Origin of the sequence: Erwinia persicina NBRC 102418, assembly GCF_001571305.1 — a bacterium.
GTDB classification, from domain to species: domain Bacteria; phylum Pseudomonadota; class Gammaproteobacteria; order Enterobacterales; family Enterobacteriaceae; genus Erwinia; species Erwinia persicina.
Map to the genome: position 1 here is coordinate 85,694 of NZ_BCTN01000013.1, position 26,466 is coordinate 112,159.

Genomic DNA, 26,466 nt, shown 5'->3' on the forward strand with positions numbered 1-26,466 from the left:
CCTTTTACTGCGGGGCCTCGAGAGCTGCCATACCGGCAGCGCCGTCAGCCAGAGGCCCGCTTTGCATCACCTGCACCGTCTGGTGTGGGGCTTGTATCCCTGCCGCATCAAAGTGTTTTTTCACCCTGGCGTCCAGTGCAAAACGTACCGTCCACTGTTTCAGCGGCTGGGTGGTAAACGACACGCGGACGGTAAATGACCGATCGGTTAACCCCACCAGGCCCGAGAATGACGGCTCACCGATCACCATGCCTCGAATGTTCTCATCTTCCAGCAGATCCTGTACCGCGGCCTGAAGCGTGGCGTTAACGCGCTCCGCGTCTTCCCGCCGGTCAACATCATAATTGGCGACAAACGATCCGATGCCGCGAACAAAGTTGGCGAAGGTGGTGATCGAAGACCAGGGAATAATATGATAAGCCCCGGTATCCTGACGGACGCCAACGGATCGGATCGACATCCGTTCCACCGTGCCGGTGATCGGCCCGATGGTCACCAGATCACCGGTGTTCATACCATTTTCGAACTGTATAAACACCCCGGTAATAATGTCTTTGACCAGCGTTTGTGAGCCGAAGGAGATCGCCAGACCCAGTGCCCCGGCCCCTGCCAGCAGCGGTGCGATATTGACCCCAATCTCTGACAGCAGAATCATAATCGTAATGGTACTGATGATCACCGCCAGCGCATTGCGGAACAGCGTCAGCAGCGTGCGGGTACGCGCGCTGGGCATCGGGCGGCCGTGAGAATCGGAGGCCAGACGGCTCTCAATCAGGCTTGCCAGCAGCGTCCAGCCCACCGCAGAGAAGAACAGGATCATGACAATGCGAATGATAATATCCACCAGTTTCTCTCCCGCCCCCACCGTCAGCCAGTGCCACAGGTCAAACAGTTCCCAGGCGTTGAGCAGCAGCAGGGTGACGGCAAAGACAGTGATAATGCGTGCCAGCTTGAGCATCGCAGAGACCCAGCCGTTCACCCGACTTTGCAGTTCCGGATAACTGCGTCGCAGTTCCGGTGACAGCACGATCGTTTTACTGATCCAGCGCGTCAGCATCCCGGATACCAGCGCGCCCACACTGACGATCGCCAGTGAACGCACGGTCGCTGCCATCATAAATTTCAGGCTGTCGCCGGGGTTGAACATTGAAAACAGAAACAGCGCGATAAAATAGGCACTGGCCAGCCAGTGCCAGACCAGTGAAAAGGCACGAATAAACAGCGCGAAGAAGGCCAGTGAACGGTCGGCAAGGCGCGTCAGCTCAAGCTGGATATTGCGTTTATTATGGAATATCAGATACAGCGCCCAGACGGTCATCACCCCCATCACCGCGACATTGACCAGCGCGGCCACCTGCACGTTCACCTGATTAGACACAATTGGCACGATAACCAGCAGGCCGTAGCCAATCAGCCCGCTTAACCAGCTCAGGCGCGTGTTCCAGTAGTGCGCTCGCGCGTCGCTGAGGTGGAAGAAGCGCAGCTGCGGATAACGCGGGCAGAACAACAGACGAAGGATGGCTTTAAAGAATTCGATCAGGGCAAAGGCATTGAGGAACAGACCCTGCTGGTAGGCAATGGTGCGGCTCCCTGCATTCATATTATCGCTGAGGATCTGCCCGACAAACAGCGCCAGTACCAGCAGCAGCAGATCGATGACAAAGGCTGCAGCGATCATCGCTGGCAAATGCAGCCAGCTGCGGCGGTCGGCATTTTTCTGACGGCCCCAGGCCCCCATACGGCGATAAAGCGGTGTCACCGCCCAGCGAATTAACCAGTAAAACGCAAAAAGACCCGCCGCCAGCATGGCGAAATGCTGCAGAGCGTTAAAAAAAGTCTGCTGATTAAACGGCTTGTGCGGGGCATTAGCAATATTGTGGTGGAGCTGTTGCAGGCGCGAAGCAAATTCCCCGCCAAAATGACGGCTGACATCAGTAACGCCCTGCAGCACGGTTTTGTCTTCCTCTTCCGTGGGGGGCGTCAGCACGGGCTCTTTCACGCTGTCCGGCGTGGAGGATGCGGAACGGAGCTGATCGATCAGCGCCTGGCGCGACCGATCGTTTTCCAGGATGTTAGCCAGCGCGGCGTAGGCGGCTTTTTTCTCTGCGATATCCGGCTCTGCCTGGCTGTCAGGCGCTGGCTGAGACTGTGAGGCGGCCACAGCGGCGGCGGGCAACGTAACGGTGTGACCAGGGGGAGTAAAACCGGTGAGCAACAGCATAAATAAAAAGATACGCAATGGCGTGGCGAACCCAGACATCCTCTTCTCCTGTGGTGGCGCGCAGCAGAAAAGTATAGTCCCTCAGGCGGGGCAGGGAGAAAAGCAAATTTTTTAAGACAAAGGCGAAAGCAGGGGCGAACGCGGGTTCGCCCCTGAAGGGATTACGACACGTGCTGCAGGAACTCTCGCAGACGAGCACTTGGCGGGTTGGAGATCAACTCGTCAGGGTTACCATCTTCGGCAATACGGCCTTTATCGATGAAGATCAGGCGTGAGGCCACTTTCTTCGCGAAGCCGACTTCATGGGTCACGATCACCATCGTCATCCCCTCTTCGGCCAGATCCTGCATCACTTTCAGTACTTCGTGGCGCAGTTCCGGGTCAAGGGCAGAGGTCGGCTCATCAAACAGCATCATCTTGGGCTTCACTGCCAGTGCACGGGCAATCGCCACGCGCTGCTGCTGGCCACCGGACAGCTCGGAAGGGAAGTGGTTAGCCCGTTCAGCCAGGCCGACTTTGCCCAGCAGTTCACGTGCCAGACGCTGCGCTTCTTCTTTCTTCGCGCCGCGCACGCGGATCGGCCCGAAAGCCACGTTGTCCAGCGCACTCATCTGTGGGAACAGATGGAACTGCTGAAACACCATGCCGGCTTCCTGGCGGATTAGCCGATCGTCCACTTTCGGATCATTCACTTTCTTGCCATCGACAATCAGCTCACCGCTGGTGATCTCTTCCAGCTTATTGATACAGCGCAGCAGCGTTGACTTACCTGAGCCGGAAGGGCCGATAATCACCACCACTTCACCCTGATTAATTTTCAGGTCGATATCATGCAGAACCTGGGTAGCACCAAAGTGCTTGGATACATTTTTAAATTCAATCACAGGATTTTCATCCTTCTCTCAAGGCGACGCAGAACAAAACTCAGCACCAGCGTGATAATCAGATAGATAACAGCGACGGCGCTCCAGATTTCCAGCGCGCGGAAGTTACCGGCAATAATTTCCTGCCCCTGACGGGTCAGTTCTGCCACGCCAATGACGATAAACAGCGAAGTGTCCTTAATGCTGACGATCCACTGGTTACCCAGCGGGGGCAGCATGCGGCGCAGCGCCAGCGGCATAATCACGTAGCGCAGCGTCTCACGGCTGGAGAGGCCCAGTGCCAGACCGGCTTCACGAAAGCCACGGTTAATGGACAGAACTGCGCCACGGGTGATTTCAGCGATATAAGCACCGGAGTTGATCATGATGGTCACCACAGCAGCGGTGAACGGGTCAATCCTGAAGTCCGGCAGGGCCATAGGCAGGGCGAAATAGATAAACATCACCTGCACCACAATCGGCGTGCCACGGATCAGTTCAATGAAAACCAGCGCGATGTTGCGTGAAAGCCAGCCACCGTAGGCACGGGCAAAGCCCGCAGCCAGACCGATGATGACACCACCAAGCAGACCGAGGACCGAAATCCACAGGGTCATTTTGGCGCCTTCAAGCAGGATTGGAATTGCAGGCCAGATGGCGCTCCAGTCAAACTGCATGTTTATTCTCCGGATCTAAACCATTTTGTTGATGTGGAAAAAACGCAGGGGCATCACACTCCTGCGTTTAAGTACGGCGGTATTATTCTTATTATTTAGGTTCGCTGCCGAACCATTTTTTGTAGAGAGTGTTATAGGTGCCGTTATCGCGCAGCGTTTTCAGTGCGCCGTTAACTTTTTCGCGCAATTCATCGCTGCCTTTCGGGAAGGCAATGCCGTACTGCTGGGCTTCAATAGAGTCACCGACGGCTTTGAACTGGCCTTTGCCTGCGGTATGGATGAAGTAAAGAATATTTGGCGTATCGTGCAGAACCGCATCGGCACGGTTTGTACCTAATTCCATGTAGGCATTATCGATGTTCGGGAACTGACGCAGATCTTTAAATTTGATGTGTTGTTTAGCGTAGTCAACCGACCCGGTGCCGCTCTTGACTGCCACGACTTTGCCGTTCAGATCATTGATGCTTTTAATGGCATCATTGCCGGCTTTCACCATCACTAACAGGCCGCTTTTGTAGTAGCCGTCTGAGAAATCAATGGCTTTCTGGCGCTCTGGGGTAATGGTGATCCCGGCCAGAGCCAGGTCAACGTTACGGGTTTGCAGTGCGGGGATGATGCCGCTGAAATCCATAGGTTTCAGGGTATATTCCATGTTCAGCTGTTTCGCGATCGCGTCCCACAGGTCAATGTCGAAACCGACATATTTATCGCCCTGTTTGAATTCGAAAGGCACGAAAGCGGTATCGGTAGCAACAACCAGTTTTTTGTCAGCAGCCGTGGAAGACATGGCAAACGCTAATGTCAGCGCAGCAAGAGAAACCTTAAAAATTGACTTCATCATTTTATCCTTATCGCTTCTCGGGAAAGGTCTTTTCCGATTAAATGCCCGCAGCCCTATGAAATATTCGTGCCAACTTGTAAAATTTGTTGAAAAACAGGGTGTTGGATGCAGTTTTTCTTCATGCTGTTGGCAGGGTTCACTGTGGTGCACTTTTTTGGTGCCCCGTTATGGTGCGTTATGTTTATTGTGGTGCAGCAGCAGTTTTAGCAAATTGCGGGATAAAAACAACAGATAGTGGCGGGGGGTAGCAATTAAATGTCGCTGACGTCTTACTTTTGAACAAGAAAAGCAAAAAAAAACAGAGGATATATTCCTCTGTTTCTAAAAGGGTGAGCAATATCACCCCATAATGTCACGGACAGGAGTGACGTTATTCGATGTTAGATTCGATAAACCACAGGAACTTATCCAGATCGCGGGAAGCGGCGGTAAAGATGTCCGCAGTGTCTTCATCAGCGACTTCACCAATCGCTTTACGGACATCATTAGCCACGATGCCGTAGCGGTCAGCCAGTGCTTTAAGATGATCCTGCACGCTGTGGATGTTCAGCGGGTAGCTTTTCAGAGGGGTTCTGTCCGCCACAATCTGCGTAGTCCCCAGCGCCACACCGCCCAGTTGCACAACGCGTTCCGCGATGGTGTCCTGATGTTCCGTGATCGCCGTGCGGAAGCCGTCCAGCATCTCATGCACGCCGATGAAGTTAGCGCCACGCATATTCCAGTGGGCCTGCTTGGTGATCAGGGACAGATCGATAAATTCAATAACCAGACGATTAAGCACCTCAATGGTGGCTTTTTTGTCGTCTTCGGCCACGTCGTTACGGGTGTAAATCAGATCAGAAGATTTTGCTTTAACCAGTTTAGCGGTACTCATCATTAATATCCTCTTGAAGTCAGGTTGTCCTAATTGAATACGGGAATAAGTATAGCACTCATTTTTAACCTTGCAGGAAAGATACTGCCTATTGCTGGAATAGCAGGCCCCGGTTGAGTAAACAGAGGCCGTTAATCGGTATACAGAATAAAAATGCGAATGATTTTCATTTGTTATTTTTATTTATCACCTTGTTTTATTTGATTTTTTTAAAATTTTTTAATTCAGGTTGATTATATTAATAACAAAGTGTTTCATTGCGCTTAAATTAACCAATGAATGGCGAAATTTGCTAAAAAATAACGATGGCGGGCAGTCACCCACCGTGAATGTATTTTCGCTGCTGCTGTTAATTTTATTCCCTGATTTCCCCTACCGGGTCAATGTCACGCTTGGGCGGGCGCATGGTCAGGGTCGAACCTGCAGAGGCGGTAATAATCGCCAGCAGGGCCAGCCACTGTACCAGCGTCAGCTGTTCGCCAAGAAACAGCATGCCGGACATCGCGGCCATCGCGGGCTCCAGACTCATCAGCGTCCCGAAAGTACGTGCAGGCAGACGGGTCAGGGCTACCATCTCCAGCGAGTAGGGCAGGGCGCTGGACAGGACGGCGATCGCCAGGCCAATCGGGATCAGTGACAGCGTCCATATTCCGGGGTTGGCATATACCAGCCCCAGCGGGACGAAGACCAGCGCACCGATCAGTGAACCGGCCGCGACGGTAGCCGGGCCGTGCTGGCTGCCTGCCCGTTTGCCCGACAGGATATAAACTGCCCACAGGGCACCGGCGGTCAGCGCGTACAGCGCGCCGATGGGATCAATACTGTTGATATTGTGTCCGATCGGAAGCAGGAAAATCAGCCCGGTGACGGCCAGTGCCACCCAGAGAAAATCGAGCGGGCGGCGCGAGCCGGCAAGTGCCAGCACCAGTGGACCCGTAAATTCCAGCGCCACAGCAATACCCAGGGGGACGGTTTGTATCGATAAATAGAAGGTGTAGTTCATGCCCCCCAGAGCCAGACCATATATCACCAGCGGGACAATTTGCTGCCGCGCAAAACGCAGCCGCCATGGCTTAAAGATGGCACATAGTATCAGCGTGCCCAGCCCCAGCCTCAGGGCGGTAATACCTGGCGCACCAACGGTTGGGAAGAGGGTTTTAGCCAGCGCGGCACCGCCCTGAATAGAGATCATGGCAATCACAAGCACCATGACAGGTAGCCAGACTGAATTGATAACGCGTGAAGAGGACATCCGGTGTTCCCGCCTTAATGTTCCGTTTATGAGGAGAGTTTGCGTTGACAGTGTACTGAAAGGCTCGGGTAATCTCAGTATTGGCGAAGAATATTCCGTGCGAAAAGTTCGGTTTTCTTAAAATTCAGTACCAGTTCAGTAAAGAATTGTCAGAAATGATTAGGATTTATCTCAATGACGGTTTTTTTACACACGAAATGATCAGGCGTTAAAATGCGGGAATTATAAGAAAAAAGAATGACATAGATGCGATCATTAACTTTCTGTTACACCAAACATTCTCTTAGACAACAAAATCAGGGCAGAGTTTCTTGCTGATTTTTGTTATATTTTCAGCGTTGTCAGGAGAGAAGTACTTTCACATTTGAGGTGGTTATGAAAAAAATTGCATGTCTTTCAGCATTAGCTTGCGTTCTGGCAGTATCTGCTGGTTCAGCAATGGCACAGAGCACCGTTACCGGTGGTTACGCTCAGAGCGATTACCAGGGCGTGGCAAACAAAGCTAACGGTTTCAACCTGAAGTACCGCTACGAAAACGGCAGCGATGCACTGGGTTGGATCGGTTCTTTCACTTACACTGAGAAAGATCGTACTGATGCAGGCGACTACATCAAGGGCCAGTACTATGGCATCACTGGTGGTCCAGCTTACCGTCTGAATGACTGGGCAAGCATCTACGGTGTTGTTGGTATCGGCTATGGCAAATACCAGTACAACGAACCAAACCGTGAGCGTTATAATTCAAGCGACGTAGGTTTCTCCTACGGTGCTGGCCTGCAGTTCAACCCAATCCAGGACATCGCTCTGGACGTGGGTTACGAGCAGAGCCGTATCCGCAACGTTGACGTTGGCACCTGGACTGCTGGCGTAGGTTACAGCTTCTAAGTTGCTAACCGCAAGTCCGTTATCCGGACTGACGTTGAAGAATCCGCCCCCCGGGGCGGATTTTTTTTGTCTGAAGGCCAGCCTTTTACTGCTTATTTCGCAAAGGGATCCTGCTGTAGCTGGCTAAACGGCAGACGCTTGAGAGCAAAGTTGGTCACCTCAATAGCCGGGCCTTTATCTTCTGAAATAAAGCGATAGCGCGGCACGATTTCCTGACTCTGGATCCCGGTCCACTGTGAAAACAGCATCATAAAATCATTGGCCGAACGGGGTGTGGCAATTTTCTGATGGCGACGATCATTGCCTGAGCTGATAAACATAGGCACCTCAAAATTCTGCCGGTATTTATCATCGTGGGTCAGGTATTCGTTGCGGGTGCCTTTTTCTTTAAAAGCCAGCCCGTGATCGGAAAAATAGATCATCGAAAAAGTCAGTCCGCTGCTGTGCAACTGCTGCCAGAGCTGCTGCAGGAAACCGTCGGTCTGGGTCACGCTGTAGAGGTAACAGGAAGTCTCCAGTGAGTGCAGGCGCTCCACGTAGCGCCCCCGCGTCCGGTCGCAGGCTTTCGGGTGAGAACCGACCAGGTGATACACCAGCAGACGAGGGCGATCGACCGGATGGGTCAGCGCCGCCGGAGTAAAATTCAGCAGGTCTTCATCGCGAGTCGCTTTATCGGCTTCAAAGTCGCCGTTTTTAAGAAAATGCACGTTTTTCGCCCGGCGGGCAATGCTGGCTATCGGTGTATCAAACTGACCAATCTGCCCCTGATTGGACAACCACCAGGTATCAAAACCAGCACGGTTGGCCAGCGTAATAATATTGTTCTGATATTCAGGTTTACCGTCCACCACCTGGGTCAGGGTCAGGCCCAGGGATTTTTGCGTTGAGGAGGCCGCTGAAGTGTAGTGGGTAAAAAATTGTCCGTTCAGCTGGCTGGCAAAGGGGGTGTTATCCCAGCGCCCGCCAAATGCCCCAAGCGCATCCCGCCTGGCACTTTCACCAATGACCACCACATAAATTTGCTGCTGTGGCTTAACGCTGGTCACATGCCAGTCATCTTTCAGCGTGGCCAGCTGGTTCATGCGGTCAATCTCTTTATCGACTGAAAGCTTGCTTTCAATCGTATCTTTTACAAAGCGTGCCATCGGGAAGCCGGTATCTTTCAGGTTAAATACCCCCCCTGTCAGCTGATTGATCACGGGCTGGGTTATCAAGGCAACCAGCACGAAGGCAAGACAGGCGCTTTCCGGGTGTCCCCAGGGCTGTTTTACCCGGGGTTTACGCATCAGGGCTACCGCGCCCACGATAAGGATGGCCAGCCCGATAACATAGTCGTGCAGTGGGAAGATCAGCAGGATTTCACTGGCTTCCTCCACGTTTGTCGCGTGCAGTGCCAGCAGGGTATTAAAATTAGGTGGGCCATAGACCTGACCAAAGGGATAGTAAAAGCCGGCAATGGTCGCACAGGCGGCGATCAATATTTTCTGTGACGTTAGCGCGACGGCCGCCAGCAATACCAGTAGCGCGGTAAACGCCAGCGTGTATAAACCGCTTATCGGGTAGCCAAAGGCCAGGTTAATCAGGGCGGACAACAGCAAATACAGCCCAACATACGGGCTAATCCAGGCACGATAACGGCCTGCGGACGCAGTTTTAATTAATGTCAGATTCATTATTGGTTCTTATTAGGGAGATCTATAGCGGCCGCTCAGTTCGACGCTGAAGTGGCTGACTGCCTGATACTACTCGTCAGATAAGGGGGGATGGGGTGGGGTGGTGCCCAATCGGCCTGCACTCTTAACGAAAGGCTGGCACGATAATCGCTGTTTTACTGAAAGGCAACCAGCAATATCAATAAGTTCTGTGAAGTCGCTGACAAAATAGTCAGTTACGGCGCTGGCGGGTTAAGAAGCCTGACCGGCAGGCTTCGAATTGACCAGCATTTCCAGCAGCATCAGTCGCAGTGTAAACGGCGAACGGCAAAATAATCTTAATAACAGCGGTACTTTCATCTGATGTCCCTCCGGGCAGTCAGGATATGAACGAATTATCATCAGGTATAGCACAGGCTATACCCTATAGCCATAGCTAAGATGCTAAATTTTGTGCTGGCCCGCGGTTCGTTTACACTGTGTGCCACAACAGACTGGTGCGGCTTTTCGGTATATAATGCGTCGGTTGATAAGAAGAGGAAGCTTAATGAGTCGTCGCGCAAAAATTGCAGTGCCCGCGCCACTGAAAGATATTGAAGAGCATGTCGAAGGCTTCCGCCAGGTGCGGGAAGCGCACCGCCGTGAATTGATCGATGACTATGTCGAGTTGATCTCCGATCTGATCCGAGAATTTGGAGAGGCCCGCCAGGTCGATATGGCCGCCCGTCTGGGCGTGTCGCAGCCGACGGTGGCCAAAATGCTGAAACGCCTGGCGACCGGGGGACTGGTTGAGCAGGTGCCTTACCGGGGCGTGTTCCTGACGCCGGAAGGAGAAAAACTGGCAGAAGAGAGTCGCGAACGCCATCATATTGTTGAAACCTTTCTGCTGGCGCTGGGGATCAGCCCCGACACCGCCCGCCGTGATGCCGAAGGTATTGAACATCATGTCAGTGATGAAACACTGGCAATCTTCAAAAAATTTAGCGAAAGTCGTTAACCCCCCTTTATTTATCCCCGATCACTGACGCTGTCTGCAACCGCCTGAGGAGCGCACCCGCAGGCCGGATTCCCTGTAATACAGCGTCAGAATGTCGGGACATAACATGGCGCGCCAGCATGACCTCATTGCTAAGACCTTTTTTGCACGATCATTTTCTGCATCTGTTGGTAGTCCTGGGGCTGATACTGGCCTGTTTTGTTCCCTTCCAGCTGGCTGAACTGCCGGCTGCTGTTGACTGGCCGACCATTATCACGCTTTCCGGCCTGCTGATGCTGACCAAGGGCATCGAAGCCAGCGGCTATTTTGATGTGCTGGGTCGACGCCTGGTGCAGGGGTTCAGCCATCAGCGCCAGCTGGCATTGTTCCTGGTCGCGGCAGCGGCGCTGCTTTCAACCTTCCTGACGAACGATGTGGCGCTGTTTATTCTGGTGCCGCTCACCCTGTCTCTGCGTAAATACTCTGCGCTGCCGGTTGCCCGGCTGATTATCTTCGAAGCGCTGGCGGTGAATGCCGGTTCGCTACTGACGCCGATCGGTAACCCGCAAAATATCCTGCTGTGGCGTCATGGTGATGCCGGGTTTGCCGGATTTATTGTTCAGATGCTGCCGCTGGCCGGATGGCTGGTCGCCAGCCTGCTGTTGCTGACGGTCTTCTGTTTTCGTGCAAAGAAAATTGAGCGCCATCAGGAACAGGACGCGGCAACGTGGCAGCGCTCTCTGTTGTATACCAGTGCGGTACTGTATCTGCTGTTTATCGTCGCGCTGGAGCTTGATTTCGCTGTCTGGGGGCTGCTGCTGGTATTTGCGATTTTCCTGGTGATGGCCCGTCGTATCCTGCTGGGGATCGACTGGAGTCTGCTGGTGGTGTTTATCGTGATGTTTATCGATGTCTTTTTACTTACCCGGCTGCCAGCCATCCAGTCGTTGTTACAGACGACGGGGCAATTATCACAGGGTGGGCAGTTTCTGATGGCGGCGGGGCTGTCGCAGGTGATCAGTAATGTCCCGGCAACGATCCTTCTGTTGAGCAGCCTCCCTCCGTCTGTGCTGCTGGCCTGGGCGGTGAACATTGGTGGCTTTGGCCTGCTGCCGGGATCGCTGGCGAATCTGATCGCGTTGCGGATGGCGAAAGATCGCGCCATCTGGTGGCACTTTCATCTCTATTCGGTGCCTATGTTGCTTTGGGCGCTGCTCACCGGGTGGGGATTGTTTTTGTTTATTCATGCTTCCTGACGTCAGGCAATTCTGCTTTTGTCAGGAAACCCTGGCATTTGTCAATTTTAGCCCTATGGTTATACCAGACTGAAAAAATTGCGTCCCCTGAACAGGGGACTTTTTACTGATGGATACTATGGCTAATCAAACACCTTCCGTACCCGATGATGAAAACCAGCATCAAAATGGCTCTTCACATGAAGATGAAGAGGTTCAGCGCAAACGTCCCGGCAAAAAGCCGCTGATTATTCTGGCGATAGTGATCCTCCTGATGCTGGTGGTGGCGCTGTGGTTCTGGTTGACCACCCGTAATATTGAAACTACTGACGATGCCTTTACCGAAGCCGATGCTGTCACTATTGCGCCTAAAGCGTCCGGCTATGTCACCGAGCTGAGGGTAAAGGACAACCAGCGGGTGAAGAAGGGCGATCTGCTGGTGGTGATTGACCCCAGGGATACCACTGCCCAGCGCGAACAGGCGCAGGCACAGCTGGGGCTGGCTCAGGCACAACTGCATCAGGCGCAGGCACAGCTGGCGCTGGCTAAAGTGCAGTATCCGGCACAGAAAGACCAGGCGCTGGCACAGTTAGCGCGCGCCCAGGCAAATTATATGAACGCCCAGGCGGATGATAAACGTCAGCGCGGCGTCGACCCCCGGGCGACGTCACAGCGGAATATTGATACGGCGAACGCCCAGTTACGCAGTGCCAGAGCGGAACTGGCGAATGCCCAGGCTCAGGTTGAGGTAGCTTCTCAGGTCGCACTGCAAATCCGTCAGCAGGAAACCAATGTTGAGGCACGTCAGAGCCAGGTTGAACAGGCCCAGGCACAGCTTAATACCGCCAACCTCAATCTTTCCTACACCGAGGTTCGTGCCCCTTACGATGGTTTTGTGACTAAGCGTAATGTGCAGGTCGGGACGCTGGCACAGGCAGGCTCGTCCTTATTTTCTCTGGTGTCTCCGGACGTGTGGATTGTGGCTAACTTTAAAGAGTCACAGCTGGCCCGAATGAAGCCGGGCGACAAAGTTGAAATTGGCGTCGACGCCTGGCCGGACATGAAGCTGGAAGGGCACGTCGACAGTGTGCAGATGGGTAGTGGCTCGCGTTTCTCGGCTTTCCCGTCTGAGAATGCCACCGGCAACTACGTGAAAATCGTTCAGCGCGTACCGGTGAAAATCGTCATTGATAAAGGGCTTGACCCGAACCGTCCGCTGCCGATTGGTCTGTCGGTTGAACCGAAGGTCACGCTGGAATGAATTCCGCGCAGAGCTGGAAGCCCGCCAGTAACCCGTGGCTGGTGGCGATGACGGTGACGCTGGCGGTGTTTATGGAGATCCTGGACACCACCATCGTCAATGTTGCCCTGCCGCACGTGGCGGGGTCACTGTCTGCCAGCTACGACGAATCCACCTGGGTACTGACCTCTTATCTGGTCGCCAACGGCATCGTCCTGCCCATTTCTGCTTTCCTCAGCCGCCTGCTGGGGAGAAAACAGTTTTTCCTGATCTGCATTGTGATGTTTACGGTCTGTTCTTTTCTCTGCGGTATCGCCACCGAGCTGTGGCAGATTATCCTGTTCCGCATTTTACAGGGCTTTTTTGGCGGTGGACTGCAGCCGGTGCAGCAGTCGGTACTGCTGGACTATTTTAAGCCTGAGGATCGCGGCAAGGCCTTTGGTTTGTCTTCGATTGCCATTATCGTGGCCCCGGTGCTGGGCCCGACGCTGGGGGGCTGGATCACCGATAACTACAGCTGGCGGTGGGTCTTCTTCATCAATATTCCGGTGGGTATTCTCAGCGTGCTGGCCATTTACCAGTTGCTGGAAGATCCGCCGTGGGAGCGTAAATGGGCGAAGGGCAAGCTGCGCGTCGACTATATCGGTATCAGCCTGATCACCCTGGGCCTGGGTTGCCTGCAGGTGATGATGGATCGCGGGGAAGATGAAGACTGGTTCCAGTCCAGCTTTATTGTTACTTTCGCGCTGCTGGCGCTGACCGGCATTGTCGGGGCAATTTACTGGCTGATGTACGCTAAAAGGCCGGTGGTTGACCTGCATGTGCTGAAGGATCGCAACTTTGCGGTGGCCTGTCTGCTGATGGCCGGCATGGCCGCCATTCTGTATGGCAGCTCGGTGGTCATCCCGCAGCTGGCGCAGCAGGATCTGGGCTATACCGCCACCCTGTCCGGGCTTGTGCTGTCGCCCGGAGCCGTGCTGATCGTACTGTCTATCCCGCTGGTGCTGAAGCTGATGCCGATCATCCAGACGCGAATACTGATCGCCTTCGGCTTTTTGCTGCTCGGCGTGTCGTTTATCTACTCGTCAACGCTGACCCCGGATATCGATTTTACTTCGCTGGTGATTATGCGCAGCTTCCAGACCATCGGTCTGGGCTTCCTGTTTGTGCCGCTGACGACCATTGCCTTTGTCACCATCCCGCAGCGGCTGAATGCGGACGCTTCAGCGCTGTTTACCATGTTCCGTAACGTAGCTGGTTCGATTGGCATCTCGCTCTCTACGGCGATGATTACCGAGCGTTCACAGGCGCGTAGCGCGCAACTGGTGGATAATATGACCCCACTCAATGAGCCCTTTAATCTGGCGGTGGAGCGCTGGGCTCAGGGAGTGAGAGATTTTGTGCATATGGCGGGCGATCCGGTCACGATTGCCACCGGGCAACTCTACAAGCAGATGATCGTCCAGGCGCGTTTCCTCGCCTACATTGATGTCTTTATGGGCCTGAGTATTGTTGCCCTTGTCCTTATTCCATTTTGTCTGCTGCTGGCCCCGATTAAAAGCCAGGGCAGTGCGGGAGCACACTGACATGAACGTTCCTTCTTCTTATTTGCGTTCGCGCAGTTGTGTACTGGTGGCCGTGGCGCTGACGCTGAGTGGCTGCGCTGTGGGCCCCGACTATCAGTCACCGAAGCCCACTACGCCGTCACGTTTTAACAGTATGCAGTCTGACGGGGGGTCTGCGCCGCTGGCGGCGTCGGCGAACCCAAACTGGTGGAAAACGTTCAACGATCCGCAGCTGGACAGTCTGATTGAACGGGCGGTGAAAGGGAACTTATCCCTGCAGCAAGCGGTATTGCGCATTGCCGGCGCGCGACAGCAGCTTAATCAGGCGCGCGGTGCCTGGGCACCCTCGGTGAACGGTAACGCTCGCTTTACCCGTCAGCAGTTAGGGATTAAAGGCGAGCTGGAGTCTGAAGGTGTCTATGACCAGATAGATCAGGCGAACAGTGAGACGGAGCTTCGCCCGGCGCTCGACAGCCTGTCGAAGCCCGTTGGCCTGTATCAGGGGAGCTTTGACGCCTCGTGGGAGCTGGATCTGTGGGGTAAAGTTCGCCGTCAGGTGGAGATGGCTGACGCGCAGCAGCAGCAGTCGGTGGAAGAGCGTAATGACGCACTGGTGTCATTAGAAGCGGAAGTGGCCCGGGCCTATCTGCAACTGCGCGGGGCACAGGCCATCACGCAAACTCTGCAGACTCAGCTCGATGTGGCGCAGCAGACGCTGGAGCTGACGCAGAGCCAGCAGCGTAACGGGCTGGCTCCGCAGACGAATGTGGAAAATGCCCGCGCACAGGTTAACTCGCTGCGGGCCCAGATGCCGCAGTATCAGGCGCAGATCCATCAGGCGATGAATGGCCTGGCTGTATTAACGGGCAAAATCCCGGGGGCGCTGGATGCCGAACTGATGACGGTGAAACCGCTGCCCGTTCTGCCCAAAGCAATCCCGGTCGGCGTGCCGTCGGAACTGGCGCGTCGCCGCCCCGATGTGCGGCAGGCTGAAGCCAGGCTTCATGCTGCCACGGCGAATATCGGCGTTTCCGTCGCACAGCTCTTTCCCAGTTTCTCCCTGACCGGGCAGTTTGGCATGCGCAACAGCGATGCCAGCTACCTGGATAACTGGAGCAGTAATTTTTACAGTTATGGCCCCTCGGTGACCATTCCCATCTTCCAGGGCGGCAGGCTGGTCTCCGGCGTGAAACTGGCCCGCGCGCAGCAGGCCAGCGCGGCGCTGGGCTACCGTCAGACGGTGCTGACCGCACTGCAGGATGTGGAGAATGCGCTGGTTAGCTACCGCAGCGATCAGCAGCAGGTGGACGGGCTGGACGATACCGTGGCAGCGTTGCAGAGTACCTTCAACCTCGCCAGCGACAGTTATCGTCAGGGGATCTCCACCTTTATTGAGGCGCTGGACGCACAGCGCCAGCTGGCACAGGCGCAGCAGCAGGCCGAACAGGCGCGGGTGCAAAGCACGCTCGATCTGGTGGCGCTGTATAAAGCGCTCGGCGGTGGCTGGGAAGCGTATCAAAATGTGGCGTTGCCGAATTATTCGGTATTCGGCCCGGCAGAAAATCCGCAGTAATCCGGTTCTGTTGTTCATCCCGCGTGGCTGTCGCCTGACAGCCACGCTTTTTTTCCTCCACCACCTCCTGACAAACATACCCACATTAGTTGCCCTGCTTTCATGCCTTTGAGGCTTTTTTATCAGTGCCTGTCCACGTAAACCTCTTATCCCATGCTCTGCCAGCCGACATGAGAGCGATAGATTGCAGGGTGATAGATAAAGTCGTTTATATGAAAACTCTCTATCATGGATTTAATTCATTGATATAAATAGCTTATTTTGTTTATTGATGATGTTTTACTGTCATGAAGTTGATGTGTTTCTATCCTGACAGACTTAAAAATGAAACGAGAGAGGATTATTTATGATGAGATGAAATGTTCTCAAATTATATTTGCTGCATTTGGATCACACCATTACAACGTAAATGGCGCGTATCTGTGACTTGTATCGCAAATATAATGAAATAGTGGGATGTAAGCCTCAAAATTTAATTTTCATTGTTAATTAAAATGAAAAAAATGATCTAAATTGGTTCGCAGAGGCGGTGAACGATCCACCACATAATGATTCACCACTCTGTACCCCACTAACCAGGTCGATGAGAGGTCACTGTAGTCACCATGGCAAAAGAACAATATATCACCCCGAACCGGGCATCAGGGCCCAACAGCGATACCAAAACAGAACCCTTTGTTAAGGTCATTGCGTTGGTTGCTACCCTCGGCGGATTACTTTTCGGTTACGACACCGGCGTTATTTCTGGCGCGCTGCTGTTTATGGGCGACGAATTACACCTTACTCCCTTCACCACCGGACTGGTAACCAGTTCACTGTTGTTTGGTGCCGCATTTGGCGCGCTGTTCTCCGGGCATTTCGCCGCGTCTGCCGGCCGTAAAAAGATCATTATCATTTTGGCGATTATCTTCGCTGTTGGCGCTATGGGTACCGCCCTGGCACCGAATGTGGAATGGATGATCTTCTTCCGACTGGTATTAGGCGTGGCCGTCGGCGGCGCTTCGGCTACCGTGCCGATCTACATTGCTGAAATTGCCCCGGCGAATAAGCGCGGTCAGCTGGTGACCATCCAGGAGTTGATGATTGTCTCCGGGCAGATGCTGGCTTACATTTCTAACGCCGGCTTTAACGCCGCGTGGGGCGGGCATGAAACCTGGCGCTGGATGCTGGCCGTCGCCACCATTCCTGCGGTTCTGCTGTGGTTTGGCATGATGTTTATGCCGGACTCGCCGCGCTGGTATGCGATGAAAGGGCGTCTGGCTGAAGCGCGTCAGGTGCTGGAACGTACCCGCGCCAAAGAGGATGTCGAGTGGGAGCTTGAAGAGATCACCGAAACGCTGGAAGAGGAAGACAAGCAGCAGACAAGGACCAGCCTCCGCGAACTGAGAAAGCCCTGGCTGTTTAAGCTGTTTCTGATCGGCATTGGTGTGGCGGTGATCCAGCAAACCTCCGGTGTTAACACCATCATGTATTACGCCCCGACGATGTTGAAAGCGGTGGGTATGAGTACCGATGCTGCGCTGTTTGCCACTATCGCCAATGGTGCCATCTCCGTGATCATGACCTTTGTCGGGATTTGGTTACTGGGCAAAATCGGCCGGCGAACGATGGTGAAAATCGGCCAGTTTGGCTGTACTGCCTGCCTGTTCTTTATCGGCGCTGTCAGCTACTTCATGCCGGAAACCATTAACGGACAGGTGGATGTATTACGTAGCTATATGGTACTGCTGGGAATGCTGATGTTCCTGAGCTTCCAGCAGGGGGCGCTGTCGCCGGTGACCTGGCTGCTGCTGTCGGAAATCTTCCCGACGCGGCTGCGCGGCATCTTTATGGGCGGAGCCGTCTTTGCTATGTGGATTGCCAACTTCCTCATCTCCCTGGCGTTTCCGATGCTGCTGGCCAGCGTGGGGCTGTCAGGTGCGTTCTTTATCTTTGGCTTAATCGGCATTGTCGGGGCGATATTCGTGATTAAGTGCATCCCGGAAACCCGCAACCGCAGCCTGGAGCAGATCGAACATTATCTGCATGACTGGCTGAGCAACGAAGAAGAGAGTAAAGCGCTGAACGCATCGAAGCGTAAAGCAACAAGTCACTAATCTGATCACTACTCTACTGGCCGGGGGGCACCCCGGCCGCAATGTGCTTCCTGACTCTCCCTCCTGCCAGACCACTGTATGCCGCGCGCCTTTTTTTTGGCATAATGCGCGCTGACTCACATACTCACATCGCAAATTAAAGGCTATCTCTGTGCTAGTTTCCAGCAACGTCACCATGCAGTTTGGCAGTAAGCCGCTGTTCGAAAACATTTCTGTCAAATTTGGCGGCGGCAACCGCTACGGTCTGATCGGTGCCAATGGCAGCGGTAAATCCACCTTTATGAAAATTCTGGGTGGCGATCTGGTGCCGTCTGGCGGCAACGTCGCCCTCGATCCTAACGAGCGTCTCGGTAAGCTGCGCCAGGATCAGTTCGCCTTTGAAAAGTACTCGGTACTGGATACGGTGATCATGGGCCACGGCGAGCTGTGGGCGGTGAAAGAACAGCGTGATGCCATTTATGCGCTGCCTGAAATGAGCGAAGAGGACGGCTATAAAGTGGCCGATCTCGAAGAGAAATATGGTGAGATGGACGGCTACACCGCAGAAGCGCGTGCCGGAGAGCTGCTGCTGGGCGTGGGGATCCCGCTGGAACAGCATTACGGCCCGATGAGTGAAGTCGCGCCCGGCTGGAAACTGCGTGTGCTGCTGGCACAGGCGCTGTTCTCTAACCCGGAAATTCTGCTGCTTGACGAACCGACGAACAACCTGGACATCGATACGATTCGCTGGCTGGAGCAGGTGCTGAACGAACGTAACAGCACCATGATCATTATTTCGCATGACCGTCACTTCCTGAACATGGTGTGCACGCACATGGCGGATCTGGATTACGGCGAACTGCGCGTGTATCCGGGTAACTACGACGAATATATGACGGCGGCCACCCAGGCCCGCGAACGCCTGCTGTCCGATAACGCGAAGAAAAAAGCGCAGATCAACGAACTGCAGTCCTTCGTCAGCCGCTTCAGCGCCAACGCCTCGAAATCCCGTCAGGCCACCTCTCGCGCCAAGCAGATTGATAAAATCAAGCTCGACGAAGTGAAAGCCTCCAGCCGCCAGAACCCGTTTATCCGTTTTGAGCAGGATAAGAAGCTGTTCCGTAATGCGCTGACGCTGGAAGCCGTCACCAAAGGTTTCGATAACGGTCCACTGTTTAAAAACGTCAACATGCTGCTGGAAGTGGGCGAGAAACTGGCAATTTTAGGCCCTAACGGTATTGGTAAAACCACGCTGCTGAAAACGCTGATTGGTGAACTGCTGCCGGATAACGGTACGGTAAAATGGTCTGAAAATGCGCAGGTCGGTTACTACGCGCAGGATCACGCGCATGACTTCGCAGACGATCTGACCGTGTTTGACTGGATGAGCCAGTGGAAGCAGGAAGGCGATGACGAGCAGGCAGTACGCGGTATTCTGGGTCGTCTGCTGTTCAGCCAGGACGACATCAAGAAGCCGGCTAAGGTACTGTCCGGCGGCGAGAAGGGCCGCATGCTGTTCGGTAAGCTGATGATGCAAAAGCCTAACGTGCTGATCATGGATGAGCCAACTAACCACCTCGATATGGAATCTATCGAAGCGCTGAACATGGCGCTGGAAATGTACGAAGGGACGCTGATCTTCGTTTCTCACGACCGCGAGTTCGTCAGCTCACTGGCGACCCGCGTGATTGAAATGACGCCGGGCAAAATTAACGACTTCACCGGTGACTACGAAGATTACCTGCGCAGCCAGGGTATCGTTTAACGTTCTGCCGGTTGGGATATCTGTCCGTGTTGTGGATCGTCACGACACGGGGGAAGTTATCCCGCAGGGTGATCGGTTCGCCGGTCGCCCCTTTCCCTTACCAATTTTCCGCTACCCGGTTTTTCCCCGCTTTTTTCGCCGCATACAGGGCTTTATCGGCCTCTGCAATCAGGGCCTGCCCCGCATCAACATTACGTTCAGCATTCATTACATGCATCCCGATACTGATGGTCACCACTTTGCTGTCGGTACCTGTCTGGCCGTGAGGGATCCTCAGTGCTGCAATTGCCGCCAAGGCCTGGCGGGAAAAACGTAGCGCGGCCTCACGATCGGCCCCCGGCATTATGACCGAAAACTCTTCTCCGCCGTAGCGGGCAACCAAATCTTCCGGGCGTCGGGGCAGATGTGCCAGCGTGTCACCGATTAGCTTAAGGCACTCATCGCCGGCCAGATGGCCGTAGGTATCGTTAAACAGCTTGAACGAATCCACGTCGATCATCAGCAGCGCCAGCGGCGAGTGCAGTTTTGCCGATCGTGCAGCACTGCGCTGCAGATAGAGGTCAAACTGCCTGCGGTTAGCCAGCCCTGTCAGGCCATCAACCAGCGCCAGGGTCTGTAAGGTGCGGTTCATTGACGTTAGCCGATCGCGCACGAGTGTCAGTTCCAGCTGATTTTTGAGGTTCAGCGAAATATGGCGCATGACCAGAAAGCCCAGCAGGAAGATCACCAGCAACAGAATGGTGCAGAGCAGGGCATAAATACTGATGTCTGAGAACCAGGCTTCAAGGAGTAACTCTTTATCATAACCGGCTGCCACGACCAGCGGGTAGCGTTTGAGGCTGGAGTAACCAAACACCCGTTCGATACCGTCAAACGCGGATTTATAGATGGCCGTGCCGCTGGAGGCCGTTTTCAGCAGGTTGGTAAATAGCGGACTTTGGGAAATATTGCGGTTGATCGCCTCATTGCTGAAAGGACGGATGTACAGGATCGTGCCATCTTTCAGCATCAGTGCCAGCACATCATGTTCGTTCAGATTGTAGTAATTGTATATTTGCTTGAAAAAATCAAGCCGCACGGAGGCCAGCAGTACGCCCCGGAAGGAACCGTCGTAGTTATCGAGACGCATCGATACCGGGATAATTAGATCGCCAGTCGTCCTGCTACGGATCACTTTTCCAATATGGATCGCTTTACTGCTGTTTTGCTGATGGTAGTGAAAATATTCGCGGTCGCCATTATTGGCACGTTTCGGCATATTTCCGTCAGAGGTTACCAGCCAGTTGCCTTCGGCATCATAGACAAACAGGCCGTGCAGCTGCGGAAGACTGGCTTTACGATTGGTCAGTATTTCGCGCAGGTAGTCGGTCTGTTCATCCCTGAGCCCGATCAGAGAGATACGATCGCGAAGGTCCTGTAGGGTGAGGTCTACCTGTAAAAAAGTGTCCTCCGCCTGCCGGGAGAGTGACTGGGAAAGGTTACGCGCATCAAGCTGAGAGGTGGAAATCATGCGGTTCCATGAGGTCCAGATGACCCAGCCATTGATAGCAATGACCGCCGCGACAATCACCAACAGAAAGATGATCATCAGCTGTCGTAGAGACGATTTTTCGCTCGTGGCTATCGCATTTTGCTCATCAATCATCGGCTTATCAGTCCTTTACGCATCCACGCATTAGCTTAACTATAGCGCTAGCTGGTAATGCCGCACACTTCACAGCCAGGATCTTTGGGCAATGTCATCGTCCGGAATTGTAAGGTCATGGCATCGTACAGCAGGAGCTTACCCACCGGCGGGCAACCGTAGTGGGCCAGGACGCGAATGGCTTCCATCGCCTGGAGCGAGCCGATAACGCCAACCAGTGGCGCCATTACGCCCGCCTCTACGCAACTCAGGGTGGCGGCACCAAACAGGCGGCTGATGCAGCGATAACAGGGTTCATCCTCTTTCCAGGTAAAGACGCTGATCTGGCCCTCCATGCGGATGGCCGCACCGGATACCAGCGGCACTTTGCGGGCGTGACACAGGCGGTTGAGCTGTTCGCGTGTCTCCACGTTATCACAGCAGTCGACCACCAGATGATGTGACGCGATGACGTCATCCAGCTGCGCGTCCGTCAACCGGGCGTTGATCGTCTCAAGGGCGATCAGTGAGTTGATGGCGGCGAGGCGCGCACGTGCGGAGTCGACTTTGGCCATGCCGACCTGGGCTTCGCCGTGCAGCACCTGGCGTTGGAGGTTAGACGTGGAAACGTGGTCAAAATCGAGCAGCGTCAGATGCCCCACCCCGGATGAGGCAAGGTACTGGCCGGCGGCACAACCCAGACCACCAAGGCCAACGATCAGCACGCGGGACGCTTTCAGCCTTTCCTGACCCTCAAAATCGAAGCCACGCAGTACAATTTGCCGGTTGTAACGCAGCATCTCTTCATCGCTCAGTTCCGGTAACATATCAGTCTGCCAGCAGCGCATTAAACGGTTCGATCTCTACCCATTCACCCGCTGCAACGTTTCCACGATCCTGTTCGAGAACAATAAAGCAGTTAGCCTGATGGAATGAACTGAAGATGTGCGATCCCTGGTGGCCGGTGGTGCTGACTTCCAGCTCCCCCTGCGCACTGCGTTGTACCCGCCCACGCTGAAAGTCGAGACGACCGGGCGATTTTTTCAGCGCGCTGACACAGCGCACCCGCTGGCGGGGCGGCAGGGAGGGGCCCGGCTTTCCGGACAGTCTGGCCAGCAGCGGCTGAACTAACTGATAGAAGGTCACGACCGCCGACACCGGGTTACCGGGCAGGCCGCAGAACCAGCTATCCGGCAGGCGGCCGAAAGCGAAAGGTTTGCCGGGCTTGATGGCCAGTTTCCAGAAGCCGACTTCGCCCAGTTCTTCCAGCATGGTGCGTGTGTAGTCGGCTTCACCGACCGACACCCCGCCGCTGCTGATCACCACATCGGCAAGGCGGTCGGCCTGAATAAAGGCCGACCGCAGGGCGTCAGGATCATCACGGATAATGCCGAGGTCAATCACCTCACAACCCAGTTTCTTCAGCATCAGGCTGACGGCAAAGCGGTTCGTGTCGTAAATCTGGCCCGGGGCCAGCGGCTGACCGACCGGCTGTAATTCGTCGCCGGTGGAGAACAGGGCGACGCGCAGCCTGCGCAGCACGCTGACCTCTGCAATACCCAGTGATGCCAGCAGCGGCAGTTCTGCCGTGCCCAGCAGGCATCCGGCGTCAAGCACCTGACTGCCCTGACGAATATCTTCGCCGACCCGGCGAATATTCTGCCTGGCGCTGATGCGGGCCGTCACGCGGATGGCGTCGCCGTCCGGTTCGGTCTGCTCCTGCATCACCACCGCTTCACACCCCGCAGGGAGTGCGGCACCGGTCATGATCCGGATACAGCTCCCGGCAGGCCAGTTGCCGGTGAAAGGGGCTCCGGCGAAGGATTTTCCCGCCACGGACAGCGCCTCACCGGACGCGAGGTCGGCCAGACGCAGGGCATAGCCATCCATCGCGGAGTTATCAAAGGAGGGGACATCGATTGGGGAGGTGACCGCGCAGGCGGTGATCCGCCCGGCGGCATCAGGCAGAGCCACAGACTCCTGCTCCTGCACCGGGGTAATGCGCGCCAGCAGGGTGTGCAGTGCGTCATCAAGCGAGATTAATCCCGAATTAAAAGCATCCATCTTTCTTATGTCCTCCACGATACGTGCAAAATCTGATGAGCCTATTATGGCGCGAATCCTTCCCAGGGTCACGTTTGCCCGTGTACCGGCGTCCTAACCTTACTTAACGCTCTATCTTAGAATCATTCGTTATTATCAGGGTGCGAACTTTCTGCTTTACATCCCTATATTGCCTGCCTATAGTCAAAAACTGCTATTTTTCGAAAAATATACCCTAACTCAGTGTTTTTCATGCTGATTTGGTACACAGGAAAAATGAATGATGGCCAGAGCGACGATTGCAATTCACGGTGGTGCAGGAGCTATCGCGCGTGCCAGCATGGATGCAGATAAAGAGCTGCTTTACCGACAGGCGTTGCTGCAGATTGTGGCCAGCGCGCAGGCACTGCTGGCAGCGGGAAGCAGCGCGCTGGATGTGGTTACCGAGGCGGTGCGTCAGCTGGAGGCGTGTCCGCTGTTTAACGCGGGCGTCGGGGCGGTTTTCACCCATGAAGGTACGCACGAACTGGATGCCAGCGTGATGGATGGCCGCACGCGCGAAGCCGGGGCTGTCGCGGGAGTCCGCCGTGTACGCCATCCGGTGCTGGCTGCCCGTTCAGTCCTGGAAAATAGCCCTCATGTGCTGTTTATTGGCCAGGGTGCGGAATCGTTTGCGGAAAAACAGGGGCTGGAAATGGTCAGCAATGATTTTTTTTCCACGCCGGAGCGCCGCACCCAGCTCGAACATGCGCTGAATACACAGCAGACCCTGCTGGATCACGATGGGGGCCTGCCCCCTGATCGAAAATTTGGCACCGTGGGGGCCGTCGCGTTAGATAGCGCAGGCAACCTCGCCGCTGCCACGTCAACCGGTGGAATGACCAATAAACAGGTCGGGCGCGTGGGCGATTCGCCGCTGCCCGGAGCAGGCTGTTATGCCAGCGAACGTGTGGCGATCTCCTGCACGGGCACCGGAGAGGTCTTTATGCGCACGCTGGCCGCCTATGACATCGCCGCCATGATGGAATATGGTGGGCTGTCGTTACAACAGGCCAGCGATAAGCTGATCCATGAAAAAATTCCTGCACTCGGCGGCAGTGGGGGGCTGATCGCCATTGATACCGATGGCAATCTGGCTCTGCCCTTTAACAGCGAAGGGATGTATCGCGGTTACGCGGTGGCCGGTGAGCTGCCGGTCGTTGCCATCTATCGGGAGGAGCCCTGATGAGTGTATTGCCCCATCAGGATGACGTGGTGCTGTCAGTTCGCAATCTCAGCGTCAGTTTTCAGCATGAAGGCCAGCACATTCAGGCGGTGAACAAGCTGTCGCTGGATGTCCGCCGGGGGGAAACCCTGGCGATTGTCGGAGAATCCGGTTCCGGGAAGTCTGTTACCTCGCTGGCGCTGATGCGACTGGTGGAGCAGGGCGGCGGGGTTATTGACAGCGGTGAGATGTGGCTGCGTCGCCGTAATCAGCAGCAGGTCAACCTCGCCACGCTGTCACCGTCACAGCTGCGCCGCATTCGCGGTGCCGATATGGCGATGATCTTTCAGGAGCCGATGACCTCGCTTAACCCGGTGTTTCCGGTCGGGGAGCAGATTGCCGAATCCATTCGTCTGCATCAGGGGAAAAGCCATGCCGGGGCGCTGGCCGAAGCGCAGCGGATGCTCGATCTGGTGCGGATACCGGAGGCTAAAAATGTGCTGGGACGCTACCCGCATCAGCTGTCCGGCGGAATGCGTCAGCGGGTGATGATTGCCATGGCGCTCTCCTGCCGTCCTGCCCTGCTGATTGCCGATGAGCCGACGACGGCGCTCGATGTCACTATTCAGGCGCAGATCCTGCAGCTGATCCGCGTGCTGCAAAAAGAGATGCAGATGGGGGTGATTTTTATCACTCACGATATGGGGGTCGTGGCCGAAATGGCCGATCGTGTGCAGGTTATGTATCGCGGTGACGTGGTGGAGACGGGCAGCGTTGATGCCATTTTTTCCACCCCCGTACAGCCCTATACCCGTGCACTGCTGGCCGCGGTGCCCAAACTGGGCGCGATGACCGGACGACACTGGCCGGCGAAATTCCCGCTGCTGCGTGACGGCGAGCCGGTGGATGAACAGCCCCAGGATACGGTAGACCCGCAGGCGGAACCCATTTTGCAGGTACGCGATTTGGTCACCCGGTTTGATATCCGTAGCGGTTTGCTGAACCGTGTACACCGGCGGGTGCATGCCGTGGAGAAAGTGAGCTTCGATCTCCGGCCCGGCGAAACGCTGGCGCTGGTGGGAGAATCCGGCTGCGGTAAGTCGACCACCGGCCGCTCTTTGCTGAGACTGGTCGAGAGCCAGGGAGGCAGTATTACCTTTGACGGTCAGCGCATTGAGACGCTGGCCGGCAGCGCATTGTCGCACCTGCGGCGGGATATCCAGTTTATCTTTCAGGATCCGTATGCCTCGCTCGACCCGCGCCTGACGGTGGGTTTTTCCATTATGGAACCGCTGCTGGTGCATGGGATTGCCCGCGGTGAGGACGCCGCGCAGCGCGTGGCCACTCTGCTGGAGCGCGTCGGTCTGTTGCCGGAACATGCTCAGCGCTATCCGCATGAGTTCTCCGGTGGTCAGCGTCAGCGCATCTGCATTGCCCGGGCGCTGGCGCTCAATCCGAAAGTGGTGATTGCAGATGAGGCGGTCTCAGCGCTGGATGTGTCTGTTCAGGCGCAGATTATCAATCTGATGCTCGATCTGCAGCGCGAGTTCGGCATTGCGTTTCTGTTTATTTCCCACGATATGGCGGTGGTGGAGCGTATCAGCCATCGCGTGGCAGTGATGTTCCTCGGGCAGATTGTGGAGATCGGACCCCGGCAGGCGGTATTCGAACATCCCCAGCATCCTTATACCCGTAAGCTGATGGCCGCTGTGCCCGTGGCCAACCCGGCACACCGCCGACGTGAACGGGCACTGTTAGTTGATGAAATACCCAGTCCGATACGTGCTGTTGGTGACGAGCCGGACGTGGCCCCTCTGGTGGAGGTGAGCGCCGGGCACTACGTGGCGCGCCATACCATTCACCGCACCTGAATTTTGCATAACGACAACAAGGGATGACGT

General features: G+C 55.1%; 21 protein-coding genes. 10 read left to right on the forward strand and 11 right to left on the reverse strand.

Features of this window, described 5'->3' with window-relative positions; genetic code table 11:
• Positions 1–4: 4 nt before the first annotated feature.
• From ybiO to rhtA, 6 genes are all read right to left on the reverse strand, one after another.
• Positions 5–2,260: a mechanosensitive channel protein gene (ybiO, locus tag EPE01S_RS15000; protein ID WP_084344211.1), complete on the reverse strand. Its 2,256-nt coding sequence runs from the start codon at positions 2,258–2,260 to the stop codon at positions 5–7.
• A 122-nt stretch (positions 2,261–2,382) separates the two neighbouring features.
• Positions 2,383–3,105 carry a glutamine ABC transporter ATP-binding protein GlnQ gene (gene glnQ, locus EPE01S_RS15005; protein WP_062746606.1) on the reverse strand — a complete coding sequence of 241 codons (723 nt, stop codon included), beginning with the start codon at positions 3,103–3,105 and terminating at the stop codon, positions 2,383–2,385.
• Positions 3,102–3,761: a glutamine ABC transporter permease GlnP gene (gene glnP / locus EPE01S_RS15010; protein ID WP_062746608.1), complete on the reverse strand. Its 660-nt coding sequence runs from the start codon at positions 3,759–3,761 to the stop codon at positions 3,102–3,104. Before glnP ends, glnQ begins: the two co-directional genes overlap by 4 nt.
• Before the next feature lie 91 nt (positions 3,762–3,852).
• Complete coding sequence (glnH, locus tag EPE01S_RS15015; protein ID WP_062746611.1) at positions 3,853–4,599, reverse strand: glutamine ABC transporter substrate-binding protein GlnH; 747 nt, start codon at positions 4,597–4,599, stop codon at positions 3,853–3,855.
• 373 nt (positions 4,600–4,972) lie between these two features.
• The gene (gene dps, locus EPE01S_RS15020; RefSeq protein ID WP_062746613.1) at positions 4,973–5,476 is read right to left on the reverse strand and encodes a DNA starvation/stationary phase protection protein Dps; all 504 of its coding nucleotides are present in this window, start codon (positions 5,474–5,476) and stop codon (positions 4,973–4,975) included.
• Positions 5,477–5,831: 355 nt separating this feature from the next.
• A complete protein-coding gene (rhtA, locus tag EPE01S_RS15025; RefSeq protein ID WP_062746615.1) occupies positions 5,832–6,728 on the reverse strand; it encodes a threonine/homoserine exporter RhtA in 897 nt (298 codons plus the stop codon).
• A gap of 375 nt (positions 6,729–7,103) precedes the next feature.
• On the opposite strand from rhtA, the gene ompX reads away from it, so the two are divergent.
• Entirely contained in the window at positions 7,104–7,613 is a 510-nt protein-coding gene (gene ompX, locus EPE01S_RS15030; RefSeq protein ID WP_062746618.1) for an outer membrane protein OmpX, read from the forward strand.
• A 92-nt stretch (positions 7,614–7,705) separates the two neighbouring features.
• Here the strand turns inward: ompX and EPE01S_RS15035 are convergent, their stop codons facing one another.
• Together EPE01S_RS15035 and EPE01S_RS24225 are read right to left on the reverse strand one after the other, a co-directional pair.
• On the reverse strand, positions 7,706–9,286 hold the full coding sequence (locus tag EPE01S_RS15035) for a phosphoethanolamine transferase (RefSeq protein ID WP_062746620.1): 1,581 nt from the start codon (positions 9,284–9,286) through the stop codon (positions 7,706–7,708).
• A 231-nt stretch (positions 9,287–9,517) separates the two neighbouring features.
• The gene (locus tag EPE01S_RS24225) at positions 9,518–9,667 is read right to left on the reverse strand and encodes a hypothetical protein (protein ID WP_478279991.1); all 150 of its coding nucleotides are present in this window, start codon (positions 9,665–9,667) and stop codon (positions 9,518–9,520) included.
• A 145-nt stretch (positions 9,668–9,812) separates the two neighbouring features.
• Between EPE01S_RS24225 and mntR the strand changes: the two genes are divergently transcribed.
• The 7 genes from mntR (at position 9,813) to EPE01S_RS15070 (ending at position 19,694) form a co-directional block, all read left to right on the forward strand.
• Positions 9,813–10,262: a manganese-binding transcriptional regulator MntR gene (gene mntR / locus EPE01S_RS15040; RefSeq protein WP_062746622.1), complete on the forward strand. Its 450-nt coding sequence runs from the start codon at positions 9,813–9,815 to the stop codon at positions 10,260–10,262.
• Positions 10,263–10,381: 119 nt separating this feature from the next.
• Positions 10,382–11,497: an SLC13 family permease gene (locus EPE01S_RS15045; protein WP_062746625.1), complete on the forward strand. Its 1,116-nt coding sequence runs from the start codon at positions 10,382–10,384 to the stop codon at positions 11,495–11,497.
• Between the two features lie 109 nt (positions 11,498–11,606).
• Positions 11,607–12,737 carry an HlyD family secretion protein gene (locus EPE01S_RS15050; protein WP_062746628.1) on the forward strand — a complete coding sequence of 377 codons (1,131 nt, stop codon included), beginning with the start codon at positions 11,607–11,609 and terminating at the stop codon, positions 12,735–12,737.
• Complete coding sequence (locus tag EPE01S_RS15055) at positions 12,734–14,302, forward strand: DHA2 family efflux MFS transporter permease subunit (RefSeq protein WP_062746629.1); 1,569 nt, start codon at positions 12,734–12,736, stop codon at positions 14,300–14,302. The genes EPE01S_RS15050 and EPE01S_RS15055 overlap by 4 nt, the downstream gene beginning before the upstream one ends.
• A 1-nt stretch (position 14,303) precedes the next feature.
• Positions 14,304–15,854 (forward strand): efflux transporter outer membrane subunit, encoded by a 1,551-nt coding sequence (locus tag EPE01S_RS15060; RefSeq protein ID WP_062746631.1) that lies wholly within the window; start codon positions 14,304–14,306, stop codon positions 15,852–15,854.
• Positions 15,855–16,459: 605 nt separating this feature from the next.
• Entirely contained in the window at positions 16,460–17,950 is a 1,491-nt protein-coding gene (locus EPE01S_RS15065) for a sugar porter family MFS transporter (RefSeq protein WP_062746633.1), read from the forward strand.
• A 151-nt stretch (positions 17,951–18,101) separates the two neighbouring features.
• Positions 18,102–19,694: an ABC-F family ATPase gene (locus EPE01S_RS15070; protein WP_062746635.1), complete on the forward strand. Its 1,593-nt coding sequence runs from the start codon at positions 18,102–18,104 to the stop codon at positions 19,692–19,694.
• A gap of 97 nt (positions 19,695–19,791) precedes the next feature.
• On the opposite strand, the gene EPE01S_RS15075 is transcribed toward EPE01S_RS15070, so the two are convergent.
• Genes EPE01S_RS15075 through moeA form a run of 3 tightly spaced genes read right to left on the reverse strand, consistent with a single transcriptional unit; the run spans position 19,792 to position 23,382 of the window.
• A complete protein-coding gene (locus tag EPE01S_RS15075; protein ID WP_062746637.1) occupies positions 19,792–21,339 on the reverse strand; it encodes a GGDEF domain-containing protein in 1,548 nt (515 codons plus the stop codon).
• Between the two features lie 47 nt (positions 21,340–21,386).
• Complete coding sequence (gene moeB, locus EPE01S_RS15080) at positions 21,387–22,145, reverse strand: molybdopterin-synthase adenylyltransferase MoeB (RefSeq protein WP_062746639.1); 759 nt, start codon at positions 22,143–22,145, stop codon at positions 21,387–21,389.
• A gap of 1 nt (position 22,146) precedes the next feature.
• Entirely contained in the window at positions 22,147–23,382 is a 1,236-nt protein-coding gene (moeA, locus tag EPE01S_RS15085; protein WP_062746641.1) for a molybdopterin molybdotransferase MoeA, read from the reverse strand.
• 262 nt (positions 23,383–23,644) lie between these two features.
• On the opposite strand from moeA, the gene EPE01S_RS15090 reads away from it, so the two are divergent.
• The gene (locus EPE01S_RS15090) at positions 23,645–24,586 is read left to right on the forward strand and encodes an isoaspartyl peptidase/L-asparaginase family protein (RefSeq protein WP_062746743.1); all 942 of its coding nucleotides are present in this window, start codon (positions 23,645–23,647) and stop codon (positions 24,584–24,586) included.
• Positions 24,586–26,436 carry a glutathione ABC transporter ATP-binding protein GsiA gene (gene gsiA, locus EPE01S_RS15095; protein ID WP_062746643.1) on the forward strand — a complete coding sequence of 617 codons (1,851 nt, stop codon included), beginning with the start codon at positions 24,586–24,588 and terminating at the stop codon, positions 26,434–26,436. Before EPE01S_RS15090 ends, gsiA begins: the two co-directional genes overlap by 1 nt.
• Positions 26,437–26,466: the final 30 nt, after the last annotated feature.